General features: G+C 68.5%; 28 protein-coding genes and 2 tRNA genes. 21 read left to right on the top strand and 9 right to left on the bottom strand.

Annotated elements, in window-relative coordinates; genetic code table 11:
• The first annotated feature begins 39 nt into the window (after positions 1 to 39).
• Positions 40 to 1,185 carry a citrate synthase family protein gene (locus CSW64_RS21605; RefSeq protein ID WP_099624041.1) on the top strand — a complete coding sequence of 382 codons (1,146 nt, stop codon included), beginning with the start codon at positions 40 to 42 and terminating at the stop codon, positions 1,183 to 1,185.
• Here the strand turns inward: CSW64_RS21605 and gltB are convergent.
• From gltB to CSW64_RS21590, 3 genes are read right to left on the bottom strand one after another with little or no spacing between them, the layout of a single operon-like run.
• Positions 1,182 to 5,720, bottom strand: coding sequence for a glutamate synthase large subunit (gltB, locus tag CSW64_RS21600; protein ID WP_099624040.1), 4,539 nt, complete (start codon positions 5,718 to 5,720; stop codon positions 1,182 to 1,184). The genes CSW64_RS21605 and gltB overlap by 4 nt on opposite strands.
• Entirely contained in the window at positions 5,710 to 5,907 is a 198-nt protein-coding gene (locus CSW64_RS21595; protein WP_099624039.1) for a hypothetical protein, read from the bottom strand. The genes gltB and CSW64_RS21595 overlap by 11 nt, the downstream gene beginning before the upstream one ends.
• A gap of 5 nt (positions 5,908 to 5,912) precedes the next feature.
• Positions 5,913 to 7,361 carry an NAD(P)-dependent oxidoreductase gene (locus tag CSW64_RS21590; RefSeq protein WP_099624038.1) on the bottom strand — a complete coding sequence of 483 codons (1,449 nt, stop codon included), beginning with the start codon at positions 7,359 to 7,361 and terminating at the stop codon, positions 5,913 to 5,915.
• Positions 7,362 to 7,550: 189 nt separating this feature from the next.
• Between CSW64_RS21590 and CSW64_RS21585 the strand changes: the two genes are divergently transcribed.
• A complete protein-coding gene (locus tag CSW64_RS21585; RefSeq protein ID WP_099624037.1) occupies positions 7,551 to 8,354 on the top strand; it encodes an undecaprenyl-diphosphate phosphatase in 804 nt (267 codons plus the stop codon).
• Positions 8,355 to 8,417: 63 nt separating this feature from the next.
• On the opposite strand, the gene CSW64_RS21580 is transcribed toward CSW64_RS21585, so the two are convergent.
• On the bottom strand, positions 8,418 to 9,389 hold the full coding sequence (locus CSW64_RS21580) for a complex I NDUFA9 subunit family protein (protein ID WP_099624036.1): 972 nt from the start codon (positions 9,387 to 9,389) through the stop codon (positions 8,418 to 8,420).
• A 144-nt stretch (positions 9,390 to 9,533) separates the two neighbouring features.
• On the opposite strand from CSW64_RS21580, the gene CSW64_RS21575 reads away from it, so the two are divergent.
• The 9 genes from CSW64_RS21575 (at position 9,534) to ptsN (ending at position 15,973) form a co-directional block, all read left to right on the top strand.
• A tRNA-Leu gene (locus tag CSW64_RS21575) sits at positions 9,534 to 9,620 on the top strand.
• A 329-nt stretch (positions 9,621 to 9,949) separates the two neighbouring features.
• Positions 9,950 to 10,567: a ribonuclease D gene (locus tag CSW64_RS21570; RefSeq protein WP_099624035.1), complete on the top strand. Its 618-nt coding sequence runs from the start codon at positions 9,950 to 9,952 to the stop codon at positions 10,565 to 10,567.
• A 3-nt stretch (positions 10,568 to 10,570) separates the two neighbouring features.
• Positions 10,571 to 11,194 carry an LPS export ABC transporter periplasmic protein LptC gene (gene lptC, locus CSW64_RS21565; protein WP_099624034.1) on the top strand — a complete coding sequence of 208 codons (624 nt, stop codon included), beginning with the start codon at positions 10,571 to 10,573 and terminating at the stop codon, positions 11,192 to 11,194.
• A 30-nt stretch (positions 11,195 to 11,224) separates the two neighbouring features.
• Positions 11,225 to 11,746 (top strand): LptA/OstA family protein, encoded by a 522-nt coding sequence (locus tag CSW64_RS21560; RefSeq protein WP_099624387.1) that lies wholly within the window; start codon positions 11,225 to 11,227, stop codon positions 11,744 to 11,746.
• Complete coding sequence (gene lptB / locus CSW64_RS21555) at positions 11,747 to 12,493, top strand: LPS export ABC transporter ATP-binding protein (RefSeq protein ID WP_099624033.1); 747 nt, start codon at positions 11,747 to 11,749, stop codon at positions 12,491 to 12,493. It begins immediately after the preceding gene.
• Between the two features lie 115 nt (positions 12,494 to 12,608).
• Positions 12,609 to 14,105, top strand: a complete 1,497-nt coding sequence (gene rpoN / locus CSW64_RS21550) for an RNA polymerase factor sigma-54 (RefSeq protein WP_099624032.1) — start codon at positions 12,609 to 12,611, stop codon at positions 14,103 to 14,105.
• A 35-nt stretch (positions 14,106 to 14,140) separates the two neighbouring features.
• A complete protein-coding gene (locus tag CSW64_RS21545) occupies positions 14,141 to 14,761 on the top strand; it encodes an exopolysaccharide biosynthesis protein (protein WP_099624031.1) in 621 nt (206 codons plus the stop codon).
• Between the two features lie 74 nt (positions 14,762 to 14,835).
• Positions 14,836 to 15,462, top strand: coding sequence for a ribosome hibernation-promoting factor, HPF/YfiA family (hpf, locus tag CSW64_RS21540; RefSeq protein WP_099624030.1), 627 nt, complete (start codon positions 14,836 to 14,838; stop codon positions 15,460 to 15,462).
• Between the two features lie 46 nt (positions 15,463 to 15,508).
• Positions 15,509 to 15,973, top strand: a complete 465-nt coding sequence (gene ptsN, locus CSW64_RS21535; RefSeq protein ID WP_099624029.1) for a PTS IIA-like nitrogen regulatory protein PtsN — start codon at positions 15,509 to 15,511, stop codon at positions 15,971 to 15,973.
• A gap of 17 nt (positions 15,974 to 15,990) precedes the next feature.
• On the opposite strand, the gene CSW64_RS21530 is transcribed toward ptsN, so the two are convergent.
• Both CSW64_RS21530 and CSW64_RS21525 read right to left on the bottom strand, forming a co-directional pair.
• On the bottom strand, positions 15,991 to 16,248 hold the full coding sequence (locus CSW64_RS21530) for a DUF1150 family protein (protein WP_099624028.1): 258 nt from the start codon (positions 16,246 to 16,248) through the stop codon (positions 15,991 to 15,993).
• Positions 16,249 to 16,330: 82 nt separating this feature from the next.
• Complete coding sequence (locus tag CSW64_RS21525) at positions 16,331 to 16,756, bottom strand: Hsp20 family protein (RefSeq protein WP_099624027.1); 426 nt, start codon at positions 16,754 to 16,756, stop codon at positions 16,331 to 16,333.
• A gap of 190 nt (positions 16,757 to 16,946) precedes the next feature.
• Between CSW64_RS21525 and CSW64_RS22140 the strand changes: the two genes are divergently transcribed.
• The 4 genes from CSW64_RS22140 (at position 16,947) to CSW64_RS21510 (ending at position 19,922) form a co-directional block, all read left to right on the top strand.
• Complete coding sequence (locus tag CSW64_RS22140; RefSeq protein WP_172448648.1) at positions 16,947 to 17,639, top strand: hypothetical protein; 693 nt, start codon at positions 16,947 to 16,949, stop codon at positions 17,637 to 17,639.
• Positions 17,636 to 18,877: a M48 family metallopeptidase gene (locus CSW64_RS22135; protein WP_172448647.1), complete on the top strand. Its 1,242-nt coding sequence runs from the start codon at positions 17,636 to 17,638 to the stop codon at positions 18,875 to 18,877. The genes CSW64_RS22140 and CSW64_RS22135 overlap by 4 nt, the downstream gene beginning before the upstream one ends.
• Positions 18,874 to 19,470, top strand: coding sequence for a hypothetical protein (locus CSW64_RS21515; protein ID WP_099624026.1), 597 nt, complete (start codon positions 18,874 to 18,876; stop codon positions 19,468 to 19,470). Before CSW64_RS22135 ends, CSW64_RS21515 begins: the two co-directional genes overlap by 4 nt.
• 116 nt (positions 19,471 to 19,586) lie before the next feature.
• Positions 19,587 to 19,922 (top strand): hypothetical protein, encoded by a 336-nt coding sequence (locus tag CSW64_RS21510; protein ID WP_099624025.1) that lies wholly within the window; start codon positions 19,587 to 19,589, stop codon positions 19,920 to 19,922.
• A 51-nt stretch (positions 19,923 to 19,973) separates the two neighbouring features.
• Here CSW64_RS21510 and CSW64_RS21505 read toward each other — a convergent pair.
• Together CSW64_RS21505 and CSW64_RS21500 are read right to left on the bottom strand one after the other, a co-directional pair.
• A tRNA-Ala gene (locus CSW64_RS21505) sits at positions 19,974 to 20,049 on the bottom strand.
• Between the two features lie 111 nt (positions 20,050 to 20,160).
• Positions 20,161 to 20,646, bottom strand: a complete 486-nt coding sequence (locus CSW64_RS21500; RefSeq protein ID WP_099624024.1) for a TIGR02300 family protein — start codon at positions 20,644 to 20,646, stop codon at positions 20,161 to 20,163.
• Between the two features lie 115 nt (positions 20,647 to 20,761).
• Here CSW64_RS21500 and aroA point away from each other — a divergent pair, with 115 nt between their 5' ends.
• From aroA to rpsA, 3 genes are all read left to right on the top strand, one after another.
• Entirely contained in the window at positions 20,762 to 22,081 is a 1,320-nt protein-coding gene (aroA, locus tag CSW64_RS21495) for a 3-phosphoshikimate 1-carboxyvinyltransferase (protein ID WP_099624023.1), read from the top strand.
• Positions 22,082 to 22,084: 3 nt separating this feature from the next.
• The gene (gene cmk / locus CSW64_RS21490; protein ID WP_099624022.1) at positions 22,085 to 22,735 is read left to right on the top strand and encodes a (d)CMP kinase; all 651 of its coding nucleotides are present in this window, start codon (positions 22,085 to 22,087) and stop codon (positions 22,733 to 22,735) included.
• A 122-nt stretch (positions 22,736 to 22,857) separates the two neighbouring features.
• The gene (rpsA, locus tag CSW64_RS21485) at positions 22,858 to 24,570 is read left to right on the top strand and encodes a 30S ribosomal protein S1 (protein ID WP_099624021.1); all 1,713 of its coding nucleotides are present in this window, start codon (positions 22,858 to 22,860) and stop codon (positions 24,568 to 24,570) included.
• Positions 24,571 to 24,666: 96 nt separating this feature from the next.
• Here rpsA and CSW64_RS21880 read toward each other — a convergent pair whose 3' ends face one another.
• Complete coding sequence (locus tag CSW64_RS21880) at positions 24,667 to 25,227, bottom strand: hypothetical protein (protein ID WP_150131465.1); 561 nt, start codon at positions 25,225 to 25,227, stop codon at positions 24,667 to 24,669.
• A 138-nt stretch (positions 25,228 to 25,365) separates the two neighbouring features.
• Here CSW64_RS21880 and CSW64_RS21475 point away from each other — a divergent pair, with 138 nt between their 5' ends.
• The 3 genes from CSW64_RS21475 to CSW64_RS21465 all read left to right on the top strand — a co-directional run bounded on the left by CSW64_RS21475 (position 25,366) and on the right by CSW64_RS21465 (position 26,833).
• On the top strand, positions 25,366 to 25,647 hold the full coding sequence (locus CSW64_RS21475) for an integration host factor subunit beta (RefSeq protein ID WP_099624019.1): 282 nt from the start codon (positions 25,366 to 25,368) through the stop codon (positions 25,645 to 25,647).
• A gap of 65 nt (positions 25,648 to 25,712) precedes the next feature.
• The gene (gene mscL, locus CSW64_RS21470; RefSeq protein ID WP_099624018.1) at positions 25,713 to 26,192 is read left to right on the top strand and encodes a large-conductance mechanosensitive channel protein MscL; all 480 of its coding nucleotides are present in this window, start codon (positions 25,713 to 25,715) and stop codon (positions 26,190 to 26,192) included.
• Entirely contained in the window at positions 26,189 to 26,833 is a 645-nt protein-coding gene (locus tag CSW64_RS21465; RefSeq protein WP_099624017.1) for a phosphoribosylanthranilate isomerase, read from the top strand. The genes mscL and CSW64_RS21465 overlap by 4 nt, the downstream gene beginning before the upstream one ends.
• The last annotated feature ends 11 nt before the right edge of the window (positions 26,834 to 26,844 follow it).

The following is a 26,844-nucleotide window of genomic DNA, read 5'->3' as shown; positions in this document are numbered from 1 at the left end:
GGTATCGTCAATCTTGATCAATATAATCAATATGTGGCGATGGATCGGGACTGGCTGACGGCGGAAGAGGCGATGGCGCGCCTGGGGGTGCGGCCGCAGACGCTGTACGCCTATGTCAGCCGGGGGCGGATCGAGACCCGGCCAGATCCAGGTGACCCGCGTCGCAGCCGCTACCGCCTGTCGGATGTCGGTCAGCTGGAGGCCCGGAAACGTCGCGGCCGAAAGGCTTCCGAGGTGGCGGCCGGCGCCATCGCCTGGGGCGAACCGGTTCTGGACTCCGCAATCACGACCGTGGCGCATGGGCGGTTGTTCTATCGCGGCCGCGGCGCTGTCGAGCTGGCGGAGAGCGCCACGCTTGAGTCGGTCGCGCGGCTGCTCCGCGGCGGTCATGGCGCGGTCCTGAAGGGGCAGGCTCGTACGCCGCCGCCGACGCTTCCGGAGATCCGGCCTCGGCTGTTCGCGGCCCTGGCGGAACGGGCAGGTCTCGATCCGCCGGCCCGCGGGCGTGCGCCGCTGGCTCTGGCCGCCGAGGCCACCGGCCTGCTGGACCTGGTCGCCGATGCGGCGGCGGGCGCCGTCGCATCGGGGCCGATCCACGCGCGGCTGGCGACGGCCTGGGGGCGCCCTGAGGCCTCGGACGCGATCCGGCGCGCGCTGGTTCTGCTGGCGGATCACGAGCTGAACGCTTCGACCTTCGCCGCACGGGTGACGGCTTCAACCGGCGCCTCGCTGGCCGCGTCCGCCCTGGCCGGCCTGTCTGCTCTGTCCGGCCCGCTGCACGGCGGCATGGCGGGCCGGGTGATCAATCTGGTCGAGGAGAGCCGCCGCATCGGGCCGGACGGGGCGGTCGCTGGGCGGTTGGCCCGCGCCGGCCCGATCCCCGGTTTCGGTCACCCCCTGTATCCCGAGGGCGATCCACGGGCGGCGGCGCTGCTGACTGGGTTCGACCCGCCGCCGGACTATGTCGCGCTGAAGAGCGCCGTCGAGGCGGCCACGGGTGAGGCGGCCAACATCGATTTCCCGCTGACCGCTCTGGCGGCGCGCTTCGACCTGCCGCCCGACGCGCCGTTCGGGCTGTTCGCCGTCGCGCGAACGGCGGGCTGGCTGGCCCATGCCGTCGAGCAGGTCCAGACCGGCGCGCTGATCCGACCACGTGCGCGATACACGGGGCCGGAACCGCTCTAAGCCCGCTCGTGGACCGCTTCCTCCGCCCGCAACGGGTGGTCGATGCGACCGACCATCTCCTTGGGGCAGACCTGCCAGAAGTGGTCGCGCATGCGGTCCCAGTCGCGCAGCAGGCTCTCAGCGAAGGCGGAGCCGGTTTCGCGGGCGTGCTCCCCGATCAGGCGCTTCAGCTGGCCTTCCCAATGCGCCGAGGCCAGGCGCTGGACCACCACGCTGTCGGTGTTCACCAGACCCTCGAAGCGGCCGGCCAGGTCGAGGACGTAGGCCATGCCGCCGGTCATGCCGGCCGCGAAGTTGCTGCCCACCGGGCCTAGGATCACGGCCACGCCGCCGGTCATGTACTCCAGGCCGTTGGCGCCGCAGCCTTCGATGACCGTCGTCGCGCCGGAGTTCCGGACGGCGAAACGCTCGCCCGCCTGGCCGGCGGCGAACAGCTTGCCGTCGGTGGCGCCGTAGAGGCAGGTATTGCCGATGATGGCGTTGCTCTCCGGCGCCAGCAGATGCGGCGACGGCTTCACCACGATGGTGGCGCCCGACAGACCCTTGCCGACATAGTCGTTCGACTCGCCGGTCAGGACGATGCGCAGGCCACGCACGGCAAAGGCGCCCAGGCTCTGGCCGGCGGACCCTTTCAGCTCCACCGTCAGGTGGTCCGAGGGCAGGGCGCTCATGCCGAACTTGCGGGTGATGTGGCTCGAGACACGCGAGCCGATCGCCCGGGCGGTGTTCCGCACGGTGTAGGTGAGCTGCATCTTCTCGCCGCGCTGCAGGAACGGCGCGGCGTCGCGAACGATCTGTGCGTCCAAGGTGTCGGGCACCTCGTTGCGGCCCTCGACCGTGCAGTAAGGCTTGTTCGCGCCCGGGTCGGCGCGAACCAGCAGCGGGTTCAGGTCGAGGTCGTCCAGATGCTCGCCGCCGCGGCTGACCTGCATCAGCAGGTCGGTGCGACCGACGATCTCCTCCAGCGAGCGGAAGCCCAGCTGGCTGAGAATCTCGCGAACTTCCTCGGCGATGAAGGTGAACAGGTTCACGACCTTGTCCGGCGTGCCGGTGAACTTGGCGCGCAGGCTTTCGTCCTGGGTGCAGACCCCGACCGGGCAGGTGTTGGAATGGCATTGCCGGACCATGATGCAGCCCATGGCGATCAGGCTGGCGGTGCCGATGCCGAACTCTTCGGCGCCCAGCATGGCGGCGATGACGACGTCCCGGCCGGTGCGGATGCCGCCATCCGTCCGTAGACGGACGGAATGGCGCAGGTTGTTGAGCGTCAGGACCTGGTTGGCCTCCGACAGGCCCATCTCCCAGGGACCGCCCGCGTGCTTGATCGAGGTCTGCGGGCTGGCGCCGGTGCCGCCGACGTTGCCCGAGATCAGGATGGTGTCCGCCTTGGCCTTGGCCACGCCGGCCGCGATGGCGCCGATGCCGGTCATCGAGACCAGCTTCACCGTCACCCTGGCGTCAGGATTGATCTGCTTCAGATCGTAGATGAGCTGCGCCAGATCCTCGATCGAATAGATGTCGTGGTGCGGCGGCGGGCTGATCAGCATCACCCCCGGCGTCGCGTGACGCAGGCGGGCGATCATCTCGGTGACCTTGAAGCCGGGCAGCTGGCCGCCCTCGCCGGGCTTGGCGCCCTGGGCGACCTTGATCTCGACTTCGCGGCACTCGTTCAGATACTCGGCCGTGACCCCGAAGCGGCCCGAGGCGATCTGCTTGACGGCGCTGTTGGGATTGTCGCCGTTGGGCAAGGGCCGATAGCGGGCGCGGTCCTCGCCGCCCTCGCCGCTGACGCTCTTCGCGCCGATGCGGTTCATGGCGATGTTCAACGCGCCGTGGGCCTCAGGGCTCAGGGCGCCCAGACTCATGCCGGGCGTCAGGAAACGCTTGCGGATTTCGTTGACGCTCTCGACCTCGTCGGCGCTGACCGGCTTGCGGTCCGTGCGCCAGGCGAGCAGGTCGCGCAGCTGAATCTGCGGCAGGCGGCCCATGCCTTCGGAGAAGCGCTTGTAGCTCTCGTAGTCGCCGGTGTCGCAGGCGTGCTGCAGGGCGTGCATCAGCCGGGCGTCGAAGGCGTGCGCCTCGCCCGCGCGGCGCGCCTTGTAGAAGCCGCCGACGGGCAGCGCGACGAAGGAGGGGTCCCAGGCCCGGCGGTGCAGCTCGACCGCGCGGCTTTCCAGGCCGGCCAGGCCGATGCCCGAGATGCGCGAGGGCATGCCGGGGAAGAACTCCGCGACCAGCGACCGCGACAGGCCGACGGCCTCGAAGTTGTAGCCGCCGCGGTAGGACGAGATCACCGCGATGCCCATCTTCGAGATGATCTTCAGCAGACCCTGCTCGATCGAGACCTTGTAGTTGACGCAGACGTCGCGCAGCGTCGCCTCGCCCATCAGGCCCCGGTCGAGGCGATCCTGGAAGCTCTCCTGGGCCAGCCAGGCGTTGACCGCCGTGGCGCCGACGCCGACCAGGACGGCGAAGTAGTGCGTGTCCATGCACTCCGCCGAGCGCACGATGATCGAGACGTAGGAGCGAAGCCCCTTGGTCACGAGGTGCGCGTGGACGCCGCCGGTGGCCAGGATCATCGGCAGGGCGACACGGTCGGCAGCGACGTTCTCGTCGGTCAGGACGATGGTCGAGCAGCCGCGCAGCGCTGCGTCCTCCGCTTCGGCGCGGATGCGATCGAGGTTGGCGCGCAGCGCGTCGCCGGGCCGGGCTTCGGCCGCCGGGATCGGCATGGTGCAGTCGATGACGCCCAGGTTCTTGTCGCCGATATAGCCCAGGATGCGCTCGTACATCCCCGTGGTCAGGACCGGGCTCTCGAGGACGTAGACGTCGGTCTGGGTCTCGTCCTCGGCCAGGATGTTGCCCAGGTTCTTGAACCGCGTCTTCAGGCTCATCACCCCCGTCTCCCGCAGGGGGTCGATTGGGGGGTTGGTGACCTGGCTGAAGTTCTGGCGGAAGAAGTGGCTCAGCGGCCGGTAGCTGTCGCTGAGCACGGCCAACGGCGCGTCGTCGCCCATCGAGCCGACGGCTTCCTTGCCGTCCTCGACCATGGGCGAGAGGATCAGCTCGAGGTCCTCCAGCGTCATCCCGGCGGCGGCCTGGCGGCGGACCAGCTCCTCGCCGGCGTACTTGCGCGGCTCCGGTCCCGGGCCGATCCGCTCTTCCAGCTCGACCATGTTGTCGAGCCAGTCGGTGTAGGGATGTTCGCCGGCGAGGCGGTCGATGATCGCCTCCTCGTCGTAGAGGCGGCCCTCGACCAGATCGATGGCGATCATACGGCCGGGGGAGATGTTCAGCTTGCGGACGATGCGGTTCTCGGCGACGCCGCACATGCCGGCTTCGGAGCCCATGATCACCAGGCCGTCGTCCGTGTAGGCCACGCGCAGCGGGCGCAGGCCGTTGCGGTCCTTGCCGGCCACGACCCAGCGGCCGTCGGTGGCGCACAGGGCGGCCGGGCCGTCCCAGGGCTCCATGACGGCGTTGCAGTAGCTGTAGAGCGCCCGGTGCTCGGGCTTCATCTGCTCGTCGGTCTTGCTGTTCCAGGCTTCGGGAACGAGCAGGGCCTTGGCCATCGGCGCGTCGCGACCCGCGCGGACCAGGATCTCGAAGGTGTTGTCGAGCGCCGCGGAATCCGAGCCGCCGGCCTGGACCACCGGCTTCACGTCCTCGCCGAAGTCGCCGAACGCCTGGGCGGCCATGCGGATCTCATGGCTCTTCATCCAGTTCACGTTGCCCTTGAACGTGTTGATCTCGCCGTTGTGGGCGAGCATCCGGAAGGGCTGGGCCAGGCGCCATTGCGGGAAGGTGTTGGTCGAGTAGCGCTGGTGGAAGATGGCCGTCGCCGCCGCGAACCGCTCGTCCTGCAGGTCCGGATAGAAGGCGTCGATGCTCTCGGCCAGGAACATGCCCTTGTAGATCAGCGACCGCGCCGAGAACGAGCAGATGTAGAAGTCGTTGATCGCCGAGGCGGCGACCCGCTTCTCGATTCGCTTGCGGCACAGATAGAGCGCGCGCTCCAGCGCCTCGCCCTCCAGGCCGGCGGGCGGCGAGAGCATGATCTGCTCGATCTCCGGGCGGGTGGCGTTGGCCTTCTCGCCGATCACCGAGGTGTCGACCGGCACCTGGCGCCAGCCGTAGATGTAGAAGCCGAAGCGCAGGGCTTCGCTTTCGACGATCGTCCGCGCGGCTTCCTGGGCGCCCAGATCGGTGCGGGGCAGGAAGACCTGGCCGACGGCGATGGGCCCGGGGCGCAGCTTGTGGCCGGTGTTCTTCACCTGGGCGGCGAAGAAGTCCTGGGGGACGGACAGCAGGATGCCGGCGCCGTCGCCGGTCTTGCCATCGGCGTCCACGGCGCCGCGATGCCAGACCGCCTTCAGCGCCTTGATGGCCAGCTCCACAACCTCGCGGCGCGGTTGCCCGTCGATCGCGCAGACCAGGCCGACGCCGCAGTTGTCGCGTTCCATCGACGGATCGTAGGCATGGCCGTCGATCAGGCGCTGGCGGTTCTCCAGGTAGCGGTCGAGCTCAGTGGACATCGGTGGCCTCTCCGGAGAGGGTCGGAAGTCTGCCGTCGCCCCGGGCGGGGTTGGACGAAGGGGAATTGTGCGGGACAGGGCGGCCGCCCAGGCCGAACATCGTCGCCAGATCGGCGACGCCGCCGGCGCGGCGGGCTTCGGGCTGAGTCAGGTTCCACAGGGCTTTCAGGCTGGGATGCGCCGACATGGGCGTCACTCCGCCGCGACCAGGGCCGGAGCCTCGGCCTTGGTCTGAAGGTAAGCCTGGATCGAGACGGCGGCGTCGCGGCCGTCGCGGATCGCCCAGACCACCAGCGAGGCCCCGCGGGCGACGTCGCCGGCGGCGAAGACGCCGTCGAGATTGGCGGCCTGGGTGCGGCGGTCGATCTTGACCGTGCCCCAGCGGCTGACGCCCAGGTCTTCTGCGCCCAGGGTGTTCGGCAGGTCCTCCGGGTCGAAGCCCAGGGCCTTGATCACCAGTTGGGACGGCAGGTCGAATTCCGAGCCGTCGACGGGCTCGGGCGCGCGGCGGCCGGAACTGTCGGGCGGGCCAAGGCGCATACGGACGGCGCGGACGGCGGTGACCGCCTCGGCGTCGCCCAGCAGAGCGCGGGGCGCGGCCAGCCATTCGAAGACCACGCCTTCTTCCTCGGCGTTGGCGACCTCCCGCATCGAGCCGGGCATGTTTTCCTTGTCCCGCCGGTAGAGGCAGGTCACCGACGTCGCGCCTTGACGGACGGCCGTCCGGACGCAGTCCATCGCCGTGTCGCCGCCGCCGATCACGACGACGTCCTTGCCCGCGGCGTTCAGTTCGCCCGAGTCGTAGGCCGGCACGGTGTCGCCGAGGCCGATGCGGTTGGAGGCGATCAGATAGTCCAGCGCCGCAACGACGCCCTTCGAGCCGCCGCCTGGCACTTCCAGGTCGCGGGCGCCGTAGACGCCGTTGGCCAGCAGCACGGCGTCGTGGCGTTGGCGCAGCTGCGGCAGCGTCGCGTCGCGGCCGACCTCGAAGCCCAGCTTGAACTCGACGCCGCCGTCGGCCAGCCGCTGCGTGCGGCGCTCGACGACGTGCTTTTCCAGCTTGAAGCCGGGAATGCCGTAGATCAGCAGGCCGCCGGCGCGGTCATGGCGGTCATAGACGGTGACGGCGTAGCCCTGCTCGCGCAGCTGCTCGGCGGCGGCCAGGCCGGCGGGGCCGGCCCCGACGACGCCGACCGATTGGCCGCGTTCGGCCTGGACCGCCAGCGGCTTCACCCAGCCCTCTTCCCAGGCCCTGTCCGACAGGTAGCGCTCAACGGCGCCGATCGTCACGGTCCCATGGCCGGACTGCTCTATGACGCAATTGCCTTCGCACAGACGATCCTGCGGGCAGATGCGGCCGCAGATCTCCGGCATGTTGTTCGTCGCCTGAGAAAGGCCATACGCCTCTTCCAGACGGCCCGAGGCGGTCATCCGGAGCCAGTCGGGGATATTGTTGTGCAGAGGACAGTGGGTCTGGCAGAAGGGGACGCCGCATTGCGAGCAGCGGGAGGCCTGCTCCGTGGCTTTCGCGTCGATGAAGTCGGCGTAGATTTCAAGGAAGTCGCGATCACGCGCCTCGGCGTCGCGCTTCTCCGGAGTGCGGCGTTCGATGGTCGTGAATTTCAGCATCCGCTCGGCCATGCCGCGCTCCCGCCGTCTTGAAGAAAAACATTGCGTGAGGCGGCTTCTATGGCGCCGAAAGCGCATGAAAAATGCACAGGTCAACTTTATTGACCACTATCACGGCTGTTGCGAGTCGTTAGCAGCAATCGTCACGCCGCGGACCGCTAAACTGGTCCCAAAAATAGACCTTAGCCCTCGGGGGACGTTTTGAACGACTTTCTGGCCGCCATCATCCTGGGTCTCGTCGAGGGGCTTACGGAGTTCATTCCGGTGTCCTCGACCGGCCATCTGCTGCTCACCAAGCTCGCCCTGGGTCTCAAGGATCCCTTCTGGGACAGCTTCATCGTGCTGATCCAGCTGGGCGCGATCCTGGCGGTGGTCGCGCTCTACTTCTCGCGCCTGTGGAAGGTTCTGATCGGCCTGCCGACGGATCCTTCCGCGCGGCGTTTCGCGTTCAGCGTCCTGATCGCCTTCTTCCCGGCGGTGGTGATGGGGGTGCTGATCTATGACTTCATCAAGCAGGTGCTGTTCACCAGCCCGGAGATCATCTGCTGGTCGCTGGTGATCGGCGGCTTCGTTCTGCTGGCGCTCGATCGTTGGAGCCCCAAGCCGCGTTTCGACGACGCCATGAAGCTGCCGCTGACGACCTCGCTGGGCGTGGGCCTGATCCAGTGCCTGTCGATGATTCCCGGAGTGTCCCGTTCGGGCGCCACCATTGTCGGCGGCGTCCTGCTGGGCGTCGACAAGCGAGCGGCGGCGGAGTTCAGCTTCTTCCTGGCCATCCCCACCATGATCGGCGCCTTCGCGAAGGACGCCTGGGAGAGCCGCGACGCGCTGATGGTCGGCGATCACCTGCCTGTGCTGGGCCTTGGCTTCCTGGTGTCGTTCCTGTCGGGCCTGATCGTGGTGAAGGTGCTGCTGGACTTCGTGTCCAAGCGCGGCCTGTCGCCGTTCGGCTGGTGGCGGATCGTCGTCGGCGTCGCCGGCCTGGCGATCATCTATACGCGCTAGGCAGCAAAAAGCCCGGTCAGGCGATCTGACCGGGCTTCATGTCTCCGGTTCGGAAAGGTCGCCCTAGAAGGCGCCTTCCGGCGTGGCGGCGTACTGACCGCCCTTGCGATAGCGATAGAGATAGGCCGGCGCGATCGCCTCCACCGTCTTGGCCTCGACGCCCAGTTCGGCGAGGCCCGGAGCCTGGCCGGACACCACGTTGTCGGCGCGCAGCAGTTCGACCTGATCCGAGGTCAGCACCGGCGCGATCACGCCCAGGACCGCCGCCTGGACGTCGCCGACCTGGCCGACCAGCTTGGCCGCGAACCAGGGCAGCGGCAGCAGTACGCGACTGCGGCCGGTCTCGCGCAGGACGAACTCCATCATCTCGCGGAAGCTGTAGGTCGCCGGACCGCCCAGCTCGTAGGTCTGGCCGGCGGCTTCCGGCAGGCTCAGGGCCTTCGCCACGGCCGCGGCGACGTCGCCGACGTAGACCGGTTGGAAGCGGGTCTCGCCGCCGCCGACCAGCGGCAGGGCGGGGCTGAACGTCGAGAGGGCGGCGAACTTGTTGTAGAGGCCGTCTTCCTGCCCGAACACGACCGACGGGCGGATGATGATCGCCGAGGGCAGGCTTTCGCGAACGGCGGTCTCGCCCATCGCCTTGGTCCGCGCATACTTCGACGGCGAATCGGCGTCGGCGCCCAGCGCCGACATCTGGACGAAGTTGGTGATTCCCTGCCGGGCGGCCGTCTCCGCGACCAGCTTGGCGCCCATGGCGTGGATCGACTGGAAGCGCTGGCGGCCGGTCTCGTACAGGATGCCGACCAGGTTCACGCAGGCTTCGGCGCCGTCCAACGCGCGCGCCACCGACGCGGCGTTGCGAACATTGGCCTGGACCACCTCGATCTGCCCGACGTCGCCCAGCATGCGCAGGCGATAGCCGCGACCGACGTTCCGGGCGGCGACTCGCACGCGCCAACCCTGACGGGCGAGCGACCGCACGACCTGCCGGCCCACGAAGCCGGTTCCTCCAAAGACGGTGACGAGCCCACGCATGATGCCGGCGCCTCTACAAATTCCTTACGGGTATGCGCCCCGATAGAGGATGTGCACGTCAGGTGCAATGCGCCGTTGACGGCCCGATCCGGGCGCCCTATGAGGCACGCCTTCGCGGCGGTCGGGCTTCCCGGTCGCAGGCGGGCCCAGGTGGCGGAATTGGTAGACGCGCTGGCTTCAGGTGCCAGTGGCTTAACGGCCGTGGAGGTTCGAGTCCTCTCCTGGGCACCACCCTTCCTTCTAGGAAGCGGTGATGCCGACCAGCGATCAAGTCGCCGGATCCAGTATCTGCCAAACCCTGCATCATTGTCATGCCTGGCGATGGCTATGCGCGGACGCATGAACTCGGCGACGAGCATTAAACATCGTTCATTCAGCGCCGGATGGCGGGAATTCGCCAGAAAAAAGGCCCAGTTGCGCTGGACCTGTGGCCGGGCTGGAGTATGTGTCGGGCTTGGAAGGACAACGGCGCGATGAAGCGCGCCAGACGCCGCGGACGCTCCGCGAGCGCCCCCGGTTCTTCAATCGACTGTGGCGTAAGACGAAGGAGCGGTCCGGACGTGGCCAACCATCTGCATGAAGGCGACATTCCCGCCGGGCTGTTCGCGGGAGCGGCCTCGGTCGCGGTCGATTCGGAGACCATGGGTCTGAGCCTGACGCGCGATCCGCTGTGCGTCGTGCAGATCTCGGCCGGCGACGGCGACGCCCACGTCGTCCGCCTCAATCGCCCGGACTACGACTGCCCGAACCTCAAGGCCTTGCTGACCGATCCGTCGGTGCTGAAGATTTTTCACTTCGGCCGGTTTGATATCGCGATGTTCGAACGCCATCTGGGGGTCGAGACCAACCCTGTCTGGTGCACCAAGATCGCCTCGAAACTCGCCCGCACCTACACGGACCGCCATGGCCTGAAGGACGTGGTGAAAGAGTTGCTGGGCGTCGATCTCAGCAAGGCGCAGCAGAGTTCCGACTGGGGCGCCGCATCCCTGTCGCCGGAGCAGTTGGCCTACGCCGCCTCGGATGTGCTGCACCTCCATGGCGTCAAGGCCAAGCTGGAGGCGATGCTGATCCGCGAGAACCGCCAAGCCTTGGCCCAGGCCGCCTTCGACTTCCTGCCCGTCCGTGCGCGATTGGATCTCGCCGGCTGGGAAGAGGTCGACATCTTCGCCCATAGCTGACCCTTGACCGAAGCCGCCCACCCCCTCTCAGCGCCGATCGACCGCGACGCCGCGTTCGCGCGCTGGCGGCGGCGGGAGCGGCTGATCCGCGGTCTGCGGATGGGGCTGCCGGCGGCGATGGGCGTGATCGCGCTGGTTCTGGTCGGCATGGTCGCGGCCAGCACCTTGAAGGCGCCCAAGCCGGTGAAGTCCGACGACCCGGTGATCCGCATGGTCGGCGCCCGTTTCCAAGGCCGTCTCGAGGACGGACGAAGCTTCCTGATCGGGGCCGAACAGGCTGTACGCGACGAGCGCGCGCCAGGCCAGGTGGCCCTCCGCGAGCCGATCATGGTGGTCGGCGCGGAAACGCCCATGCCGCGCCGGATCATGGCGCGCGAGGGGTCTTACGACGAGAAGACCCAGCTGCTGCGGTTGACCGGCGACGTTCGGATCGATGACGGCGCCGGCAATCGCGTGGCCACCAACGACACCATCATCGACACCCGCACCGGCCAGGCCGTCGGCCAGCGCGGGATCGAGAGCGACGGCCCCGTCGGCCGAGTGGCGGCTGACAGCTACACCGTCAAGGACAAGGGCGACCGTGTCGAGTTTCGCGGCAGGGTTCGCACGCGGGTCAATCCGGAATAAGACAGGCGCATGATCATCTGGGGAGCGCGCATGAGAAGCGCCGGTACGAAACTTGGGCTCGCGGTCGCCGCGACGGCGGGATTGGCTCTGGCGGCCGGCCCGGCTTCAGCCCAGCTTGACCCCCGGGCGCCGATCGACATCACCGCGGACTCGTCGGTCACGGTCCAGAGCCAGTGCCAGACGACCTGGAGCGGCGCCGTCGAAGCCCTGCAGGCCGCCACCCGCCTGCGCGCCGACACCGTCAAGCTGTTCGCGCGCAAGAGCGGCGACAGCTGCGGCACGAGCGATCGCATGGAGGCCAACGGCCAAGTCTACTTCGTCACGCCCGAGCGCACGGTCCGGGCGGACGACGCCGTCTACACCTTCGGGAACCAGACCATCGTCCTGACCGGCAACGTCATTGTTGTGCAGGGCAAGAGCGTCGTGCGCGGCGACCGGATGGTGATCAACACCGGCACCGGCGAAGCGAACATGACGTCCGCGGCCAAGGGGCGGAACAAGCCTGGCCGGGTTCGCGGCGTCTTCTACCCGAACGAGCAAGGCAAACGCTAAGTGTCGACCGCGTCCGAACAGGGAGCGGGCGAAGGGCTCGTCGTCACTCGTCTGACCAAGGCGTTCGGCGAGCGCCAGGTCGTCCGCGGCGTGAGCCTGAAGCTGGCCCGCGGCGAGGTCGCCGGCCTGCTGGGGCCCAACGGCGCCGGCAAGACCACCTGCTTCTACATGATCACCGGGCTGATCCCCGTCGACCAGGGCTCGATCATCCTGGACGGACGGGACATCACCACCCTGCCCATGTACCAGCGGGCGCGGATGGGGGTCGGCTACCTGCCGCAGGAAGCCTCGATCTTCCGCGGCATGACGGTCGAGGAAAACGTCCTCGCTGTTGTTGAGATGCGCGAGAAGGATTCCTTCAAGGCGCGCGAGACGACCCTGGCCCTGCTGGATGAGCTGCGCATCGCGCACCTGAAGGCCTCGCCGGCGGTGTCGCTGTCGGGCGGCGAACGGCGGCGGGTCGAAATCGCCCGGGCCCTGGCCAGCGAGCCCAGCTTCATGCTGCTCGACGAACCGTTCGCGGGCATTGACCCTCTGGCGATCGCCGACATCCGCGAGGTGATCGGCTACCTGAAGGGGCGCGGCATCGGGATCCTGATCACCGACCACAATGTGCGCGAGACGCTCGACATCATCGACCGGGCCTCGATCATCCATGCCGGCGAGGTGCTCTTCGAGGGGGCGCCGCAAGAGATCGTCGACAACCCGGACGTGCGCCGGGTCTATCTGGGCGACCGCTTCAACTAGCCGCCGGCGTCCGAGGGGCGCCGCGTGATGCAAGAAGGGGGCCACTTAAGGGCGGCGTTAACCTTCAGCGCCGATCCTGCCTCCCTACGATTTCGCAAGGGGGCGGGAGAGAGGCGTGGCGCTCGGGCCAAGACTTGAGCTTCGGCAAGGCCAGGGACTGGTCATCACGCCGCAGCTGCAGCAGGCGATCAAGCTGCTGCAACTGACCAACCTCGAGCTCGAGGCCTATGTCGACGCCGAGCTTGAGCGCAATCCGCTGCTCCAGCGCGACGATCGCGAGGCGGAAGCCGAGGCTCCCGACGCCGCGCCGCCGGAAGCGGCCGAGTACGCCCTCGATTCGACGCCCGACCATGCCGCCGCGGCCGAGCTGGACGCGACGCCCGACGATCTGTCTCCCGGCGAGCGCGCGACCCGTGACGGCGGCGACGAACCGGCCCAGGCCGGCGGTCAGATCGACTGGTCGCGCACCGGCGCCGGGGGCGGGTTCGACGGCGAGGATGACCTGGAGGGGCGGCTATCGCGTGAGAAGACCCTCTCAGAACATCTGCACGATCAACTCGCGGTCGCCCGGCTGAGCGACCCCGAGCGCGCGGTCGCCGCCGTGCTCATCGACGCCGCCGACGATGGCGGCTACCTGCGCGCTGATCTGTTCGAGATCGCCGAACGCCTCGGTTGCGGGATGGATCTGGTCGAGCGGGTCCTGACGGTGCTGCAGGGCTTCGAGCCGACCGGCGTCATGGCGCGCGATGTCCGTGAATGCCTGGCGCTGCAGCTCAGGGAGCGCAACCGCCTCGACCCCGCCATGGCGGCGCTGCTGGATCACCTCGACCTGCTCGCCCGTCGCGACATGGCCGGCCTGCGCAAGGTCTGCGGCGTGGACGACGACGACCTGCGCGACATGATCGGCGAGCTGAAAGCCCTGACGCCCCGCCCCGGCGCGGCGTTCGGCGGCGAGCCCTCGCAGCCGGTGTCGCCCGACGTCTTCGTCCGCGAGGGCGCGGGCGGGCTTTGGCATGTCGAACTCAACACCGACACCCTGCCCAGGGTGCTGGTCGACAAGCGGTATCACGCCCGGATCGCCGGCGGCGCGCGCAGCGACGCCGACAAGACCTTCGTGTCCGACTGCCTGGCCAACGCCAACTGGCTGGTGAAGAGCCTGGATCAGCGGGCCCGCACCATCCTGAAGGTGGCCAGCGAGATCGTTCGCCAGCAGGACGGTTTCCTGGCCTTCGGCGTCGAGCACCTGCGCCCGCTGAACCTCAAGACCGTCGCCGACGCCATCGGCATGCACGAGAGCACGGTCAGCCGGGTCACCTCGAACAAGTACATCGCCACGCCGCGCGGCCTGTTCGAGATGAAATTCTTCTTCACCTCGGCGATCGCCTCGTCGGCCGGCGGGGAGGCCCATTCGGCGGAGAGCGTGCGGCATCGCATCCGCCAGCTGATCGACGCCGAGCGGGCCGAGGCCGACGTCCATTCGGACGACGCCATCGTCGACATTCTCAAGGAGGCCGGCGTCGACATCGCCCGCCGCACCGTCGCCAAGTACCGCGAGGCGATGCGGATTCCATCGTCGGTCGAGCGTCGTCGGATGCTGCGCGCAGCGGTCTGAAGCGTTCTGTGTTTCACTGGGCGTCGGAGCCCTGAATGACACCCATCGAGAAGCGGCAGACGCTGTCGTCCATCCTCCGTGAGATCTGCGACGATCCCGATCCGGTCGTGACGGTCGGCGAGGTCGTGCATCGGTTCGGGCCCCGGGCGTTCGGGGCGCTGCTGTTCTTCTTCTCGGCGCCAAACTGGCTGCCGTTGCCGCCGGGCTCCTCGACCTTCCTGGCGATCCCGCTGCTGGTGATCACGCCGCAGATCGCGGTGGGGATCCGCAGCCCCTGGCTGCCGAAGTTCGTGGACTCCCGCGCCATGCCCCGCGCCACGTTCGCCAAGGCGTTCGAGCGGATCATCCCGGTCCTGGAACGGGTCGAGAAGGTGTCGCGCCCGAGGCTTGGCTTCATGTTCGGCCCGATCGGCGACCGGGTGATCGGATTGACCTGCTTCCTGCTGGCCGTCGTGCTCTCGCTGCCGATCTTTCTCGGCAACATGCCGCCGGCCGCGGCGATCGCGGCGTTCGGCCTTTCGCTCGTCCAGCGGGACGGGTTGCTGGCGGTGCTGGGGTTCCTCATCACCGGGATCAGCGCGGGTCTGCTGATCATCGGCGGTCACGCCGCGCTGCTCATCTTCCGCAAGGCGAGCGAGGCTCTGGGCATGGCCTGAGGGGGCCGCTCACAAACCGGCGAGCAGCGCCGCGTTAACTTGACACCTAACGGCCGCGGGCGCGTTCTATTCGCATGCAAGTGCAAGTCTCCGGCAAGCACGTCGACGTCGGCGAAGCCCTGCGTGAGCGGGTTAGCGACGAAATCACCGAAACCATTGGCAAGTACTTCGACCGCGGCGGCTCGGCCGATGTGGTCGTGACCAAGGAGGGCTTCTCCTTCAAGGTCGATTGCATGGTCGCCCTGGCGTCCGGCCAGCGTCTGCAGAGCCAGGGGCTGGGCGCAGACGCGCACGCGGCCTTCGGCCAGGCGCTGGAAAAGATCGAGACGCGCGTACGCCGCTACAAGCGGCGGCTTAAGAGCCACTCGTCCCAGGCCGCGGCCAAACAGGCGGAAACGGCCGCCCTGTACGTCCTGCGGGCGCCGGACGACGATGCGGACGTCGACGAGTGGGACGGCGTCGACGGCCACGCGCCGCCGAGCGCGATGATTATCGCCGAGACAGAGGAAGCGTTGAAGACGATGACCGTTTCGATGGCGGTCATGGAGCTCGACTTGACTGAATCCCGTACAATCGTGTTTAGGAACGCCGCTCACGGCGGATTGTCCGTGGTCTACCGCCGGCCGGATGGAAACATCGGCTGGATCGATCCGGAACGCACTCAGTCACAGAACGGCAACGGAACCCGGGCAAACGCCTGACGGCGAACCCGTCCTGACCCTTCTGCTTCTTGCGAGTTTGACGCGTATGAACATCGGAGACCTGCTGGAGCCGCGCGCGATTGCGCCGCGCGCGGGGGGCGGGAGTAAGCGTCAGGTCTTGTCGGCGGTCGCCGACATCGCCGCTCGGAACCTGCGGATCAGGTCCGAGGACGTGCTGGACGCCCTGCTGGAGCGGGAGGCCGCGGGCTCGACGGGAGTCGGCCACGGCGTCGCGATTCCCCATGCCCGGATACCGGGCCTGACGGCCGTGCGCGGCGTGTTCATGCGCCTCGAGACGCCGACGCCGTTCGAGTCGCTGGACGACCAGCCCGTCGACCTGATCTTCGCGCTGTTCGCGCCGGCCGAAAGCCGTACGGAGCACCTGCAGGCGCTTGCGCGGGTGTCGCGCCTGATGCGGCAGGGAGACCTGCGTCAGCAGCTTCGTCAGGCCCGCACGGCCGAGGCGATCCACGCGCTGCTCGCGCGCGAGGCCCAGCCGAGCGCGGCCTGACGGCCGCGCGTTTTCTGCTAGTGGACAGAGACCGGCGCCAGCTCATGGGCCAGTGCGGCGGCGACGGCCGAGTCACGATCACCCATCACGGCGAGGCGTTCGCCATCGGCGCGGTGCACCGCATAGAGGGTCTGGGTGGGGTCCAGGTCGAAGCCCTGCAGGGCGGCGGCTGGAGCATCGGCCATGATCTCGGCGGCGCTGATCGGCCGGACATAGACCAGGTCGGGGGCGCCGAGAGCGGCGAAAGCTTCCTTCGTCAGCAGTTGGGGCGTCATAAGACCACCTCCTTCAATGATGGAACGCGGCCATGAGCCGCCGGTTCAGCCGGCTCGGGCGCCATTCCGGTAAGCCTCAGGGTTACTCCGCAGTCCGGATGGGGATCTTCTGGATGAGCCGCTCTGGCTCGGGGCGGCTCAGATCGATGTGCAAAAGCCCGTGCTGCAAGGTCGCGCCGGACACGACCATGCCGTCGGCGAGGACGAAGGCCCGGATGAACCCCCGCGCTGCTATGCCGCGGTGCAGGTAGGCCTTTTCCACGGCGTCAGAGCCGTCTCCGCGCCTGCCGGCGACCGTGAGCTGCCGGCCCTCGACCTGGACCTCGATCTGCTCGGGGGCGAATCCGGCCACGGCGAGGCTGATCCGGACGCCGCCATCGTCGAGCGCTTCCACATTGTAGGGCGGGTAGCTTTCCGTGGCGGCTTTCGCGGCGCGTTCGATCAGGGTTCGCGTATGGTCGAACCCCAGCAGAAAGGGGCTGTCAAAGAGCAGGGGGCGTGTCGTCATCTTGCCTACAGGAGTCCTCGTCGAAGCGACTCTCCGTGCATCCGGCCCTGGATCGGCGCCGCACACACGGACGTATGCGGATAAGTGGCGATTGCCGGCGTCGCCCGCAAGACGGTGATCCTGTCTAGGCGCCTTCGCGAAAACGCGCTTATGTCCCGCAATCAATCGGGGGTTCGGGGGGACACCAGACATGAAGCGCATCCTGGCGCTGGCCGCCGCCTGCCTGCTGCTGGCGGCCTGCACGACCACGAACGTCAAGTCGGCGGCCGGAGCCGCCGCCACGAAGCCCGCGCCGGGCGCGCGCATCCTGGTCGTCGAGCCCGACATCCAGCTCCATCTGTTGACGGCCTCGGGGGTCCAGGAGCCGCGCGCGGACTGGACGACCGCAGGGCGCGACAATCTCCAGGCCGCCATCGAGGAGGCCCTGGAGGGCAGGTCTCACGGCTTCAAGCGGCTCGACCCGGACGACGCCATGGCGGGCCGCAACGGCCAGCTGCTGCGGCTGCACGGCGCGGTCGGCAACTCGATCCTGCTGTTCCAGTACGGTTTCATCCCGCTGCCGACGAAGTCGGGATCATTCGACTGGACCCTCGGCGAGGGCGCCAAGACGCTGGGCGAGACCTATCAGGCGGACTACGCCCTGTTCGTCTACGGACGAGGGTCCTATTCCAGCGGCGCTCGCGTGGCGATGATGGTTGGCATGGCCGCGTTGGGCGTCGGCATTCCGCTGGGCGGTCAGCAGGCCTTCGCGTCCCTGGTCGATCTGAAGACGGGGCAGGTCGTCTGGTTCAACCTGGCCCAGGCTTCGCCCAGCGCCGACATGCGTTCGCCGGAGGGCGCGGCGGAGCTGACCAAAGGACTTCTGAAGGACATTCCGCTGTGAGGCGGGCGACAGCCCTGTTCGCCGCGGGCGCCTTGCTGGTCGGCCAAGGCGGCTGGGCTGCAGAGGCGGGGCCCCGCGCCGCGGGGCTGCGGCCGGCGGAGAACACCGACGAGGGCGGCCTCTGGTCGGCGTCCGACAAGGCGGAAGGGGCGGCCAAGACCAAGGCCGAGGTCAACAGCGACCCGGCTCTGACGGCCTATGTGCGGGGCGTCGCCTGCAAGGTGGCGTCCGACCACTGCAATGACGTGCGCGTCTATGTGATGGATCGGCCCTTCTTCAACGCCCAGATGGCGCCGAACGGCTATATGGAGGTCTGGTCGGGCCTGCTCCTGCGGGCGACGGACGAGGCGGAGCTCGCCTTCGTCCTGGGGCACGAGACCAGCCATTTCTCACATCAGCATTCGCTCAACGCCTGGCGCGCGGCCAAGGCCCGGAGCAACGCGGTCATGGCCCTGTCGGTCGCCGTGGCGGTCGCCGGCGCAGCGGCGGGCGCCAACAGCGGCAGCGCGTCCGCGGCCCGCTCGATCAACGACGCCGCCGGGGCGGTGGTGGACATCATCTACCTGGCCGCGATCGCCAGCCTTTTCTCCTTCTCTCGCGAGCAGGAGGAAGATGCGGATCGGCTGGGCGCGGAGCTGGCGATCAAGGCAGGCTACGAGGCCAAGGCCGGGGCCGACATCTGGCGGGCGCTGCAGGCCGAGACGGCCGCCTCGGACTTTCCGAAGGTCCGCAAGGAGCAGGCCGTCGCCAGCATCTTCTCCACCCACCCGGTGACCAACGACCGTATCGCCGCCCTCGACGCACAGGCCAAGGCGCATCCCGAAGGCGGGGACGCCGGCCGCGCCCGATATCGCGCCGCCATCCGACCGCATCTCGGCGCCTGGCTGAAGGATGATCTGCGACGGCGGGACTACGGCCAGACCCTGCACCTGATCGAGCGGCTGGCCGCCGATGGCGAGGACCTGGGCGTGCTCGGTTTCTACAAGGGCGAGGCCTACAGGCGTCGTCGCGGCGACAGCGACGCAGGGCTGGCCCTGGAGGCTTATCAGAAGGCGTCGGCGCATCCTGACGCCCCCACGGCCGTCTGGCGGGAGCTGGGCGATCTGCAGATGAAGGCCGGCCAATCCGACGGCGCGCGCCAGTCCTATGCGGCCTACCTCGCCAAGGCGCCGGACGCCCAGGATCGCTGGATGGTCGAAGCCAATCTCAAGAAACTCAACGGGAGCAGCGGAACATGATCGCTCGTCGTCTCCTCGGCCCCGCGGCCGCCCTGATGCTGCTCGGCCTGTCGGCCTGCGCGACCGTCACCTCGGCTCCGGCGGGTCCCTATGCAGTGGGGGGGCACGCCGTGACGCTGGGCCGGGAATGGTCCGACATCAGCGTGATCATGCCCTGGCGGCCCAAGAACGTCCGCCTGCTCTCGATCGATGGGCCGTTCCTGAACCGACTCTATATCGCCGACGGCCTCAAGTCCGGCGAGTTCCTGGTCAAGCCGTCCGCGAAGGAGCGCCCGACTCCGGTCTGGAAGACGGGGATGACTCCGGTCGAGCAGATCGAGTTCGTCGCCGACAGTGTCGCGGCCCTGGACTACCAGCGGGTTGAGACGGCCAATCCGCGTCCCGCCGTCGCCGGCGGCGCGTCGGGGCTGCGGGTCGACGTCTCGGCCAAGACCGCGGATGGGCTCGACATCTCAGGCGTGGCCCAGGTGGTCGAAACCGGCGAGCGCCTCTACGTGATTCTCTACCTGGCCCCGGCCGAGCACTATTTCGCGGCTCAGGCGCCCGAAGTGCAGAGGATCATGGAATCGGCGCGCGTTTCGCCTGCTGGTTGAATTGGGCGGCGGACGGGCGTTAACTCTTCGCCGGAGGGACCGACCCTCTCTCGGCGTGTCGATGTCCGTCGAATCGCTTCGACGGCGGGGCGCGCCGCCGTCGAAGGAGACCATCCATGAGCCTGCTTCTCCATGAGCCCCTCAGTCGAGGCGGCGAGCGGCGCGAGATGGTCGCGCGCCTGTTTGCCGTGACCTCGGTGATCTACGCGCTTCTGGCGCTGCTGACCGGCGCCGTCGCGGCGGCGGGCCTGTTTGGTCTGGCGGGCCTGGGGGCGGATCCAGGGGCCGCAGACGCGGCCCGCCTCTTGGGGCTGCCCTGGAGCCTCGCCGTGGGTTTGGGGGCGGACGACCGCCTGGCGACGCTGCTGCTGGCGCTCGGCGCCCTGGGTCTCAATCTGGCGCTTCTCGCCGCCGCCACGCGCGCAATCCGCGGCCGCCGCCGACGCGGCTAAACGGCGGACCCAAAAGGCGAAGGCCCGCCGGGGTTACCGGCGGGCCTTCATTGGTGGAGCTAAGCGGAGTCGAACCGCTGACCTCTTGAATGCCATTCAAGCGCTCTACCAGCTGAGCTATAGCCCCGAGGTCTCTGGTGTCCCGTCGCCGGGTGGCCGGCGGCGAGGGCGCGACTTCTATGCCGTGATCCCTCGCCGATCAAGGCCCTGAAATGGAAAAATTTCAGGGCCCGGTTTTTTACCGGTCGTCGGCGTCCTCTTCACCCGGCAGGCCGTCGATTTCGTCTTCCGGGAAGTCGTCCTCGTCCTCGTCCTCGAGGAAGGGAACGTCCTCGTCGGCGTCGTCGGCCAGGTCTTCATCCTCGGCGAAGTCGACGCCCAGGTCATCGCCGCCCGACGGAGCCGCGCCCGACTCGTCGCCGGAATCGTCGTCGTCGGTCTCGATCGGCTCGGCCGCGGCCTCGTCGTCGATTTCCGGGGTCTGATCGGCTTCGTCCTCGAAGCCGTCGCCGTCCTCGGTCGCGGGCTTGGTGTTTTCCTTCTCCTCGTCCGCCTCGTAGTCCGGAGCGGCCGAGCGGGCGCGCACGCGGCGGTTACGGATGGCTTCTTCGGGGTCGAAGGTCTCGCCGCACTTGGGGCACACGGCCGGGCGACGACCGAGGTCGTAGAATTTGGACGAGCAGTTGGGGCAGATTTGTTTTGCGCCCAGTTCGGGATTGGCCAAGGGGCGATCCTCTGAAGGCTATGCTGAAAGCGGCGGCTCCCTTGCCACGCGACGGGGGCGCTGTCAAAAGCAAAACCCTTTGTTCTCCCGCCCCTTTCCAGGAGTGACGCCCGGCATGACGACCGCCGTGCTTTCGGCCCGCCCCGGCGCAGCGTTGCGCGGGCGTATTCGCGTCCCCGGCGACAAGTCGATTTCCCACCGCGCGTTGATCCTCGGCGCGCTCGCAACCGGCCGCACGACCGTGTCCGGTCTGCTCGAAGGCGAGGACATTCTGGCGACCGGCCGGGCCATGCAGGCCTTCGGCGCGACAGTCGGCCGCACGGGCGAGGGCGAATGGACGATCGAGGGCCATGGCGGCTTCTCGACGCCGGCCCAGGTGATCGACTGCGGCAATGCGGGAACCGGCGTGCGGCTGATCATGGGCGCCGCGGCGGGCTTTCCGATCACCGCGACCTTCACCGGCGATGCGTCGCTCCAGAAGCGGCCGATGGGCCGGGTCCTGGAGCCGCTGTCCGAGATGGGCGTCCGCTACGAGGCGCGAGACGGCGGCCGCCTGCCGCTGACCCTGCACGGCGGCGCCCTGAAGGGCCTGACCTACGTCCTGCCCATGGCCTCGGCCCAGGTGAAGTCGGCGGTGCTGCTGGCCGGTCTCAACGCTGAAGGCGGCGTGACCGTGATCGAGCCGGAAGCGACCCGGGATCACACCGAGCGGATGCTGCGCGCCTTTGGGGCCGAGGTGATCGTCGCCGATCGCGAGGACGGCCGGCACGTCCGCCTGCCCGCCGGCCAGGCCCTGACCGGAACTCATGTCGAGGTGCCGGGGGATCCGTCGTCCGCCGCCTTCCCGATCGTGGCCGGCCTGATCACGCCGGGATCGGAGATCACCATCGAGGGCGTGATGCTGAACAGCTCGCGCACCGGTCTGTTCGAGACCCTGATCGAGATGGGCGGCGACCTGACCATCACCAACCAGCGCGAAGCGGGCGGCGAGGAGGTCGGCGACATCGTGGTCCGGCATTCCGCCCTGACCGGCGTCGTGGTGCCGCCCGAGCGCGCGCCCAGCATGATCGACGAGTATCCGATCCTGGCCGTCGCCGCCGCCTTCGCGACCGGTGAGACCGTGATGCGCGGCGTCGGCGAGATGCGGGTCAAGGAGAGCGACCGCATCGCCCTGATGGCGGCCGGCCTGCAGGCGTGCGGCGTCGAGGTCGTGGAGGAGCCTGAAGGCTTCATGGTCCGAGGAACCGGCGCCGCGCCGCGCGGCGGCGGCATGATCACGACCCACGGAGACCATCGCATCGCCATGAGCCACCTGATCCTCGGCCTGGCCGCCCGCGAACCGGTGCGTGTCGACGAGCCGGGCATGATCGCCACCAGCTTTCCGACCTTCGCGTCGTTGATGCGCGGGCTCGGCGGCGACATCGCGGAGGGTTGAGGCTTGGGCTTCGTCATCGCCGTCGATGGCCCCGCCGCGTCCGGCAAGGGCACCATCGCCGTCAAACTTGGGGCCCTGTACGGCTTCCCGGTGCTCGACACCGGCCTGCTGTATCGCGCCGTCGGCGTGAAGGTGCTGGAAAGCGGCGGCGACCTGGGCGACGAGGCGGCGGCCGTGGCGGCGGCGAAGGCGTTGGATCCGCAAGAGTTGGAGCGCCCCGAGGTCCGCACCCGCGCCGCGGGCGAGGCGGCCAGCCGGGTGGCGATCTACACGCCTGTCCGCCAGGTGCTGCGCGATTTTCAGCTGGCCTTCGCCGCGCAGGAGCCCGGCGCGGTGCTCGACGGCCGCGACATCGGCACCGTGATCGCGCCTCGGGCCCCGGCGAAGCTCTACGTCACGGCCTCGCCGGAAGTGCGCGCCGAGCGGCGCTGGAAGCAGTTGACCGGCCAGGGCGAGACCGTCGCCTACGAAGACATCCTCGCCGACATCCGCATCCGGGACGAGCGCGACGGCGCCCGGGCCGAGTCGCCGATGCGGCCGGCGGACGACGCGGTCTTGCTGGATACCACTGAAATGAGTATAGACGCGGCCTTCGATGCGGCCCGCCGCATCGTCGAGGCGGCGCGAAGCCGGTGGGAAACCGCCAAGGGCTAAATCCAACGCGCCGGGGCTCGATGGCCGCGGGTGCACAAACTCCTCAAACCTATGGAACGCCCGGACTCTCACCGGCAATCCCGCCATTAGGCCGTTCCGCAACCCTAGAGACTGTTCAACACATGGCCGATGATCTCAGCCTGAACCCGAGCCGCGACGATTTCGCGGCGCTCCTCGACGCCTCGATGGGCGGCTCCGGCGACTTCGCCGAAGGCACCGTCATCCAGGGCAAGGTCGTCGGCATCGAGAAGGACTTCGCGATCGTCGACGTCGGTCTCAAGACCGAAGGCCGCATCCAGATCAAGGAATTCGGCGTCGGCGAAGACGGCAAGCCCACCATCAAGGTCGGCGACACGGTCGAGGTCTTCCTCGAGCGCCTCGAAAACGCCCTCGGCGAAGCGGTCATCAGCCGCGAGAAGGCCAAGCGCGAAGAAGCCTGGACCCGCCTGGAAGTCGTGTTCGCCAAGGGCGAGCCGGTCATGGGTTCGATCGTCGGCCGCGTGAAGGGCGGCTTCACCGTCGACCTGGGCGGCGCCTCGGCCTTCCTGCCGGGCTCGCAAGTCGACATCCGTCCGGTGCGCGACGTCGGCCCGCTGATGGGCAAGGAGCAGCCCTTCGCCATCCTGAAGATGGACCGTCCGCGCGGCAACATCGTCGTCTCGCGTCGCGCCATCCTGGAGGAAGCCCGCGCCGAACAGCGCACCGAGCTGGTCAGCCAGCTGCAAGAGGGCGAAATCCGCGAAGGCGTGGTCAAGAACATCACCGACTACGGCGCGTTCGTGGACCTGGGCGGCATCGACGGCCTGCTGCACGTCACCGACATGAGCTGGAAGCGCGTCTCGCACCCGTCGCAAGTGCTGGCGGTCGGCGACACCGTGAAGGTCCAGATCATCAAGATCAATCCGGACACCCAGCGCATCAGCCTCGGCATGAAGCAGCTGCAGTCGGATCCGTGGGACGGCGTGGAAGCCAAGTACCCGGTCGGCGCCAAGTACACCGGCCGCATCACCAACATCACCGACTACGGCGCCTTCGTGGAGCTGGAGCCGGGCGTTGAAGGCCTGGTGCACGTTTCGGAAATGTCCTGGACCAAGAAGAACGTCCATCCGGGCAAGATCGTCTCCACCTCGCAGGAAGTGGACGTCATCGTTCTGGACGTCGACAGCTCCAAGCGCCGCGTCTCGCTGGGCCTGAAGCAGGCTCTGGCCAATCCGTGGGAAGCCTTCCTGTCGGCGCACCCGATCGGCTCGACCGTCGAGGGCGAAGTCAAGAACGCCACCGAGTTCGGCCTGTTCGTCGGCCTGGACGGCGATATCGACGGCATGGTCCACCTGTCGGACCTGGACTGGAACGCGCCGGGCGAAGAAGCCATGGCTCGCTACAAGAAGGGCGACGTCATCAAGGCGAAGGTCCTGGACGTCGACGTCGACAAGGAGCGTATCTCGCTCGGCGTGAAGCAACTGGCCGGCGATCCGCTGGCCGGCGACGGCTACCGCAAGGGCCAGACCGTCACCGTCACGGTCACGGAAGTGACCTCGGGCGGCATCGAAGTGAAGTTCGGTGAAGACGACGCTCCGGTCACCGCCTTCATCCGCAAGTCGGACCTGTCGCGCGATCGCAACGAGCAGCGCCCCGAGCGCTTCGCCGTGGGCGACCGCATCGACGCCCAGGTGACCAACGTCGACAAGGCCGCGCGTCGCGTGTCGGTGTCGATCAAGTCGCTGGAAATGGCGGAAGAAAAGGAAGCCATCGAGCAGTTCGGGTCCTCGGACTCGGGCGCTTCGCTCGGCGACATCCTGGGCGCCGCCCTGCGCGAGAAGGCCTCGAAGGACTAAGTCCTCCGACCTTCCTCGGAAGAACGAGCCCCGTCCGGAGTCATCCGGGCGGGGTTTTTCTTTGCCTGAACCCCGCCCGGCGGGCCCAGAGGAACTTCAGTCCTGCGGCCGACCGCCTTCGGTCGCGATGAAGACGTCCTGGAAGATCGTTCGCAGATCCCCGATCGTCTCCTTCAGGGCGGGCGGGGGCGTTTCGGCGCTGACGCCGAGGATCTCGCACCGGACGGCGGCGCGGCAGCGTCGTCGGGCCGCTGTGACCAGCCTTTGCAGTTTGCGACGCGCCCGTGGATTGCGCACCGTGCTCCAGGACAGCGGGAGCACGATCAGCGAGGGCGGCCCGCCGGGGCCAGGGGGCTGAACGGCGTTCAGCGCCGCTTGGGCGGCGGTCAGCTCTATCCGTTCGATCTCGACCGGGTTCCGACGGTGGGGGTCGATCAGGCGCACGTGACCGTCCTCGCCCGGCTCGCCGACGGTGAAACTCAGAGTTTGGCCGTAGAGGCCCGATTCGGCGGGGGCGATTTCGGGACGCAGGAGACCGCTGAGAATGAGCGGCCGCCCCGAGGCGCCGACCAGGGTCGCTTCGAGCTGTCGCGCGTATGCGGATTCGGGCGAAACGCCGGTTGGCGCCGGCGGTCGCGCTGCACGCTCTCGGGTCACCTTGCCCCCTCCAAGAGACGGAAAACACCGTTTCACGTCAGGGTTGCTGGCCGCTTAACGATGTGACCCCCGACAACCTCTTGAAGACTCAGGGATGATTGGGCAAAGGTCAGGCCGCCTACGCCCCCGGGGAGCCTCATGATCAAGTCAGAGCTGATCGCCAAGCTCGCCCAAGAGAATCCGCACCTCACCCAGCGCGATATCGAGCGGGTGGTCGGCGTGATCCTGGAGAAGATGACCGAGGCGCTGGAAGGCGGCGGTCGTGTCGAGCTGCGCGGCTTCGGAGCGTTTTCCGTCCGATCCCGCCCGGCGCGGGCCGGGCGCAACCCGAGGACGGGTGAGCCCGTTTCGGTCAAGGGCAAGCACGTGCCCTTCTTCAAGAGCGGCAAGGAACTGCGCGAGCGGCTCAACGCCGACTGACCCGGCTTGACCTCGCGGCCGGATGACCAAAGGCTGGCGAGGGGGAACGGAACGGGAGCCCACGCATGAGCGTCTTCAAGGAATTCCGCGAGTTCATCGCTCGCGGCAACGTCATCGACCTGGCCGTCGGGATCATCATCGGCGGGGCCTTCGGCGCCATCGTGAAGAGCCTGGTCGACCAGGTGATCATGCCGCCGGTCGGCCTGCTGCTGAACGGCGTCGACTTCGCGCACCTCGAGATCGTGCTGCAACAGGCCGATGCGGCCAACAAGATCGAGAAGGTCGCCATCGGCTACGGCGGCTTCATCAACGCCTGCATCCAGTTCGTCATCGTCGCCGCGGCCGTGTTCCTGCTGGTCAAGGCGGTCAACACCCTGCGTCGCCAGCAGGCCGCCGAGCCCGAGCCCGAGGCGCCGACCCCGTCGGAAGCCCTGCTCACCGAAATCCGCGACCTGCTGAAGAATCAGGCCAAGCCGGCTCCGGCCGCGGCGCCCGCGGTTCCGAAGGCTCCTTCGGCGCGCAAGGCGCCCGCGAAGAAGGCGTGACGGGCCGCGCCAAGATCTGCGGTCTGTCGACGCCCGAGACCGTGAAGGCCGCCGTGGATGGCCAGGCGGCCTTCATCGGTTTCATGTTCTTCGCCAAAAGTCCCCGCAACATCGCGCCGGACGTCGCGGCCCGGCTGGCGCCGCCGGCGCGGGCGGCGAACGTGAAGGTCGTGGCGGTGACGGTCGATCCGGACGATGTCCTGCTGGACCAGCTGTCGGCGACGCTGAAGCCGGACTTCATCCAGCTGCACGGCAAGGAGACGCCGTCCCGCGCCCGGGAGGTCGCCGCCCGCACAGGCGCCGGGATCATCAAGGTCTTTTCGGTGTCCGAGCCCTCGGACCTCGATCCGGCCCGCGCCTATGAGAGCGTCGCCGACTATCTGATGTTCGACGCCAAGGCGCCGGCGGGCTTCGATCGTCCCGGCGGAACCGGCGCCCGGTTCGACTGGACGATGATGAAGGGCCGGCGGTTCGAGCGGCCCTGGCTGCTGGCCGGAGGGCTCGATCCCTGGAATGTCGCCGAGGCCGTGCAGCTGTCCGGCGCGCCGCTGGTCGACGTTTCCTCTGGCGTGGAGCGCGGCCCGGGGATAAAGGACCCGTCTCTCATTTCGGCCTTCCTGGAAGCGGTTCGCCGCGCCTGACCTGCTGACGC

The sequence above is a fragment of the Caulobacter mirabilis genome (genome assembly GCF_002749615.1).
GTDB lineage: Bacteria > Pseudomonadota > Alphaproteobacteria > Caulobacterales > Caulobacteraceae > Caulobacter > Caulobacter mirabilis.
Note: the sequence above shows the minus strand (reverse complement) of the source record. Positions and strands in the feature narration are given on the sequence as shown.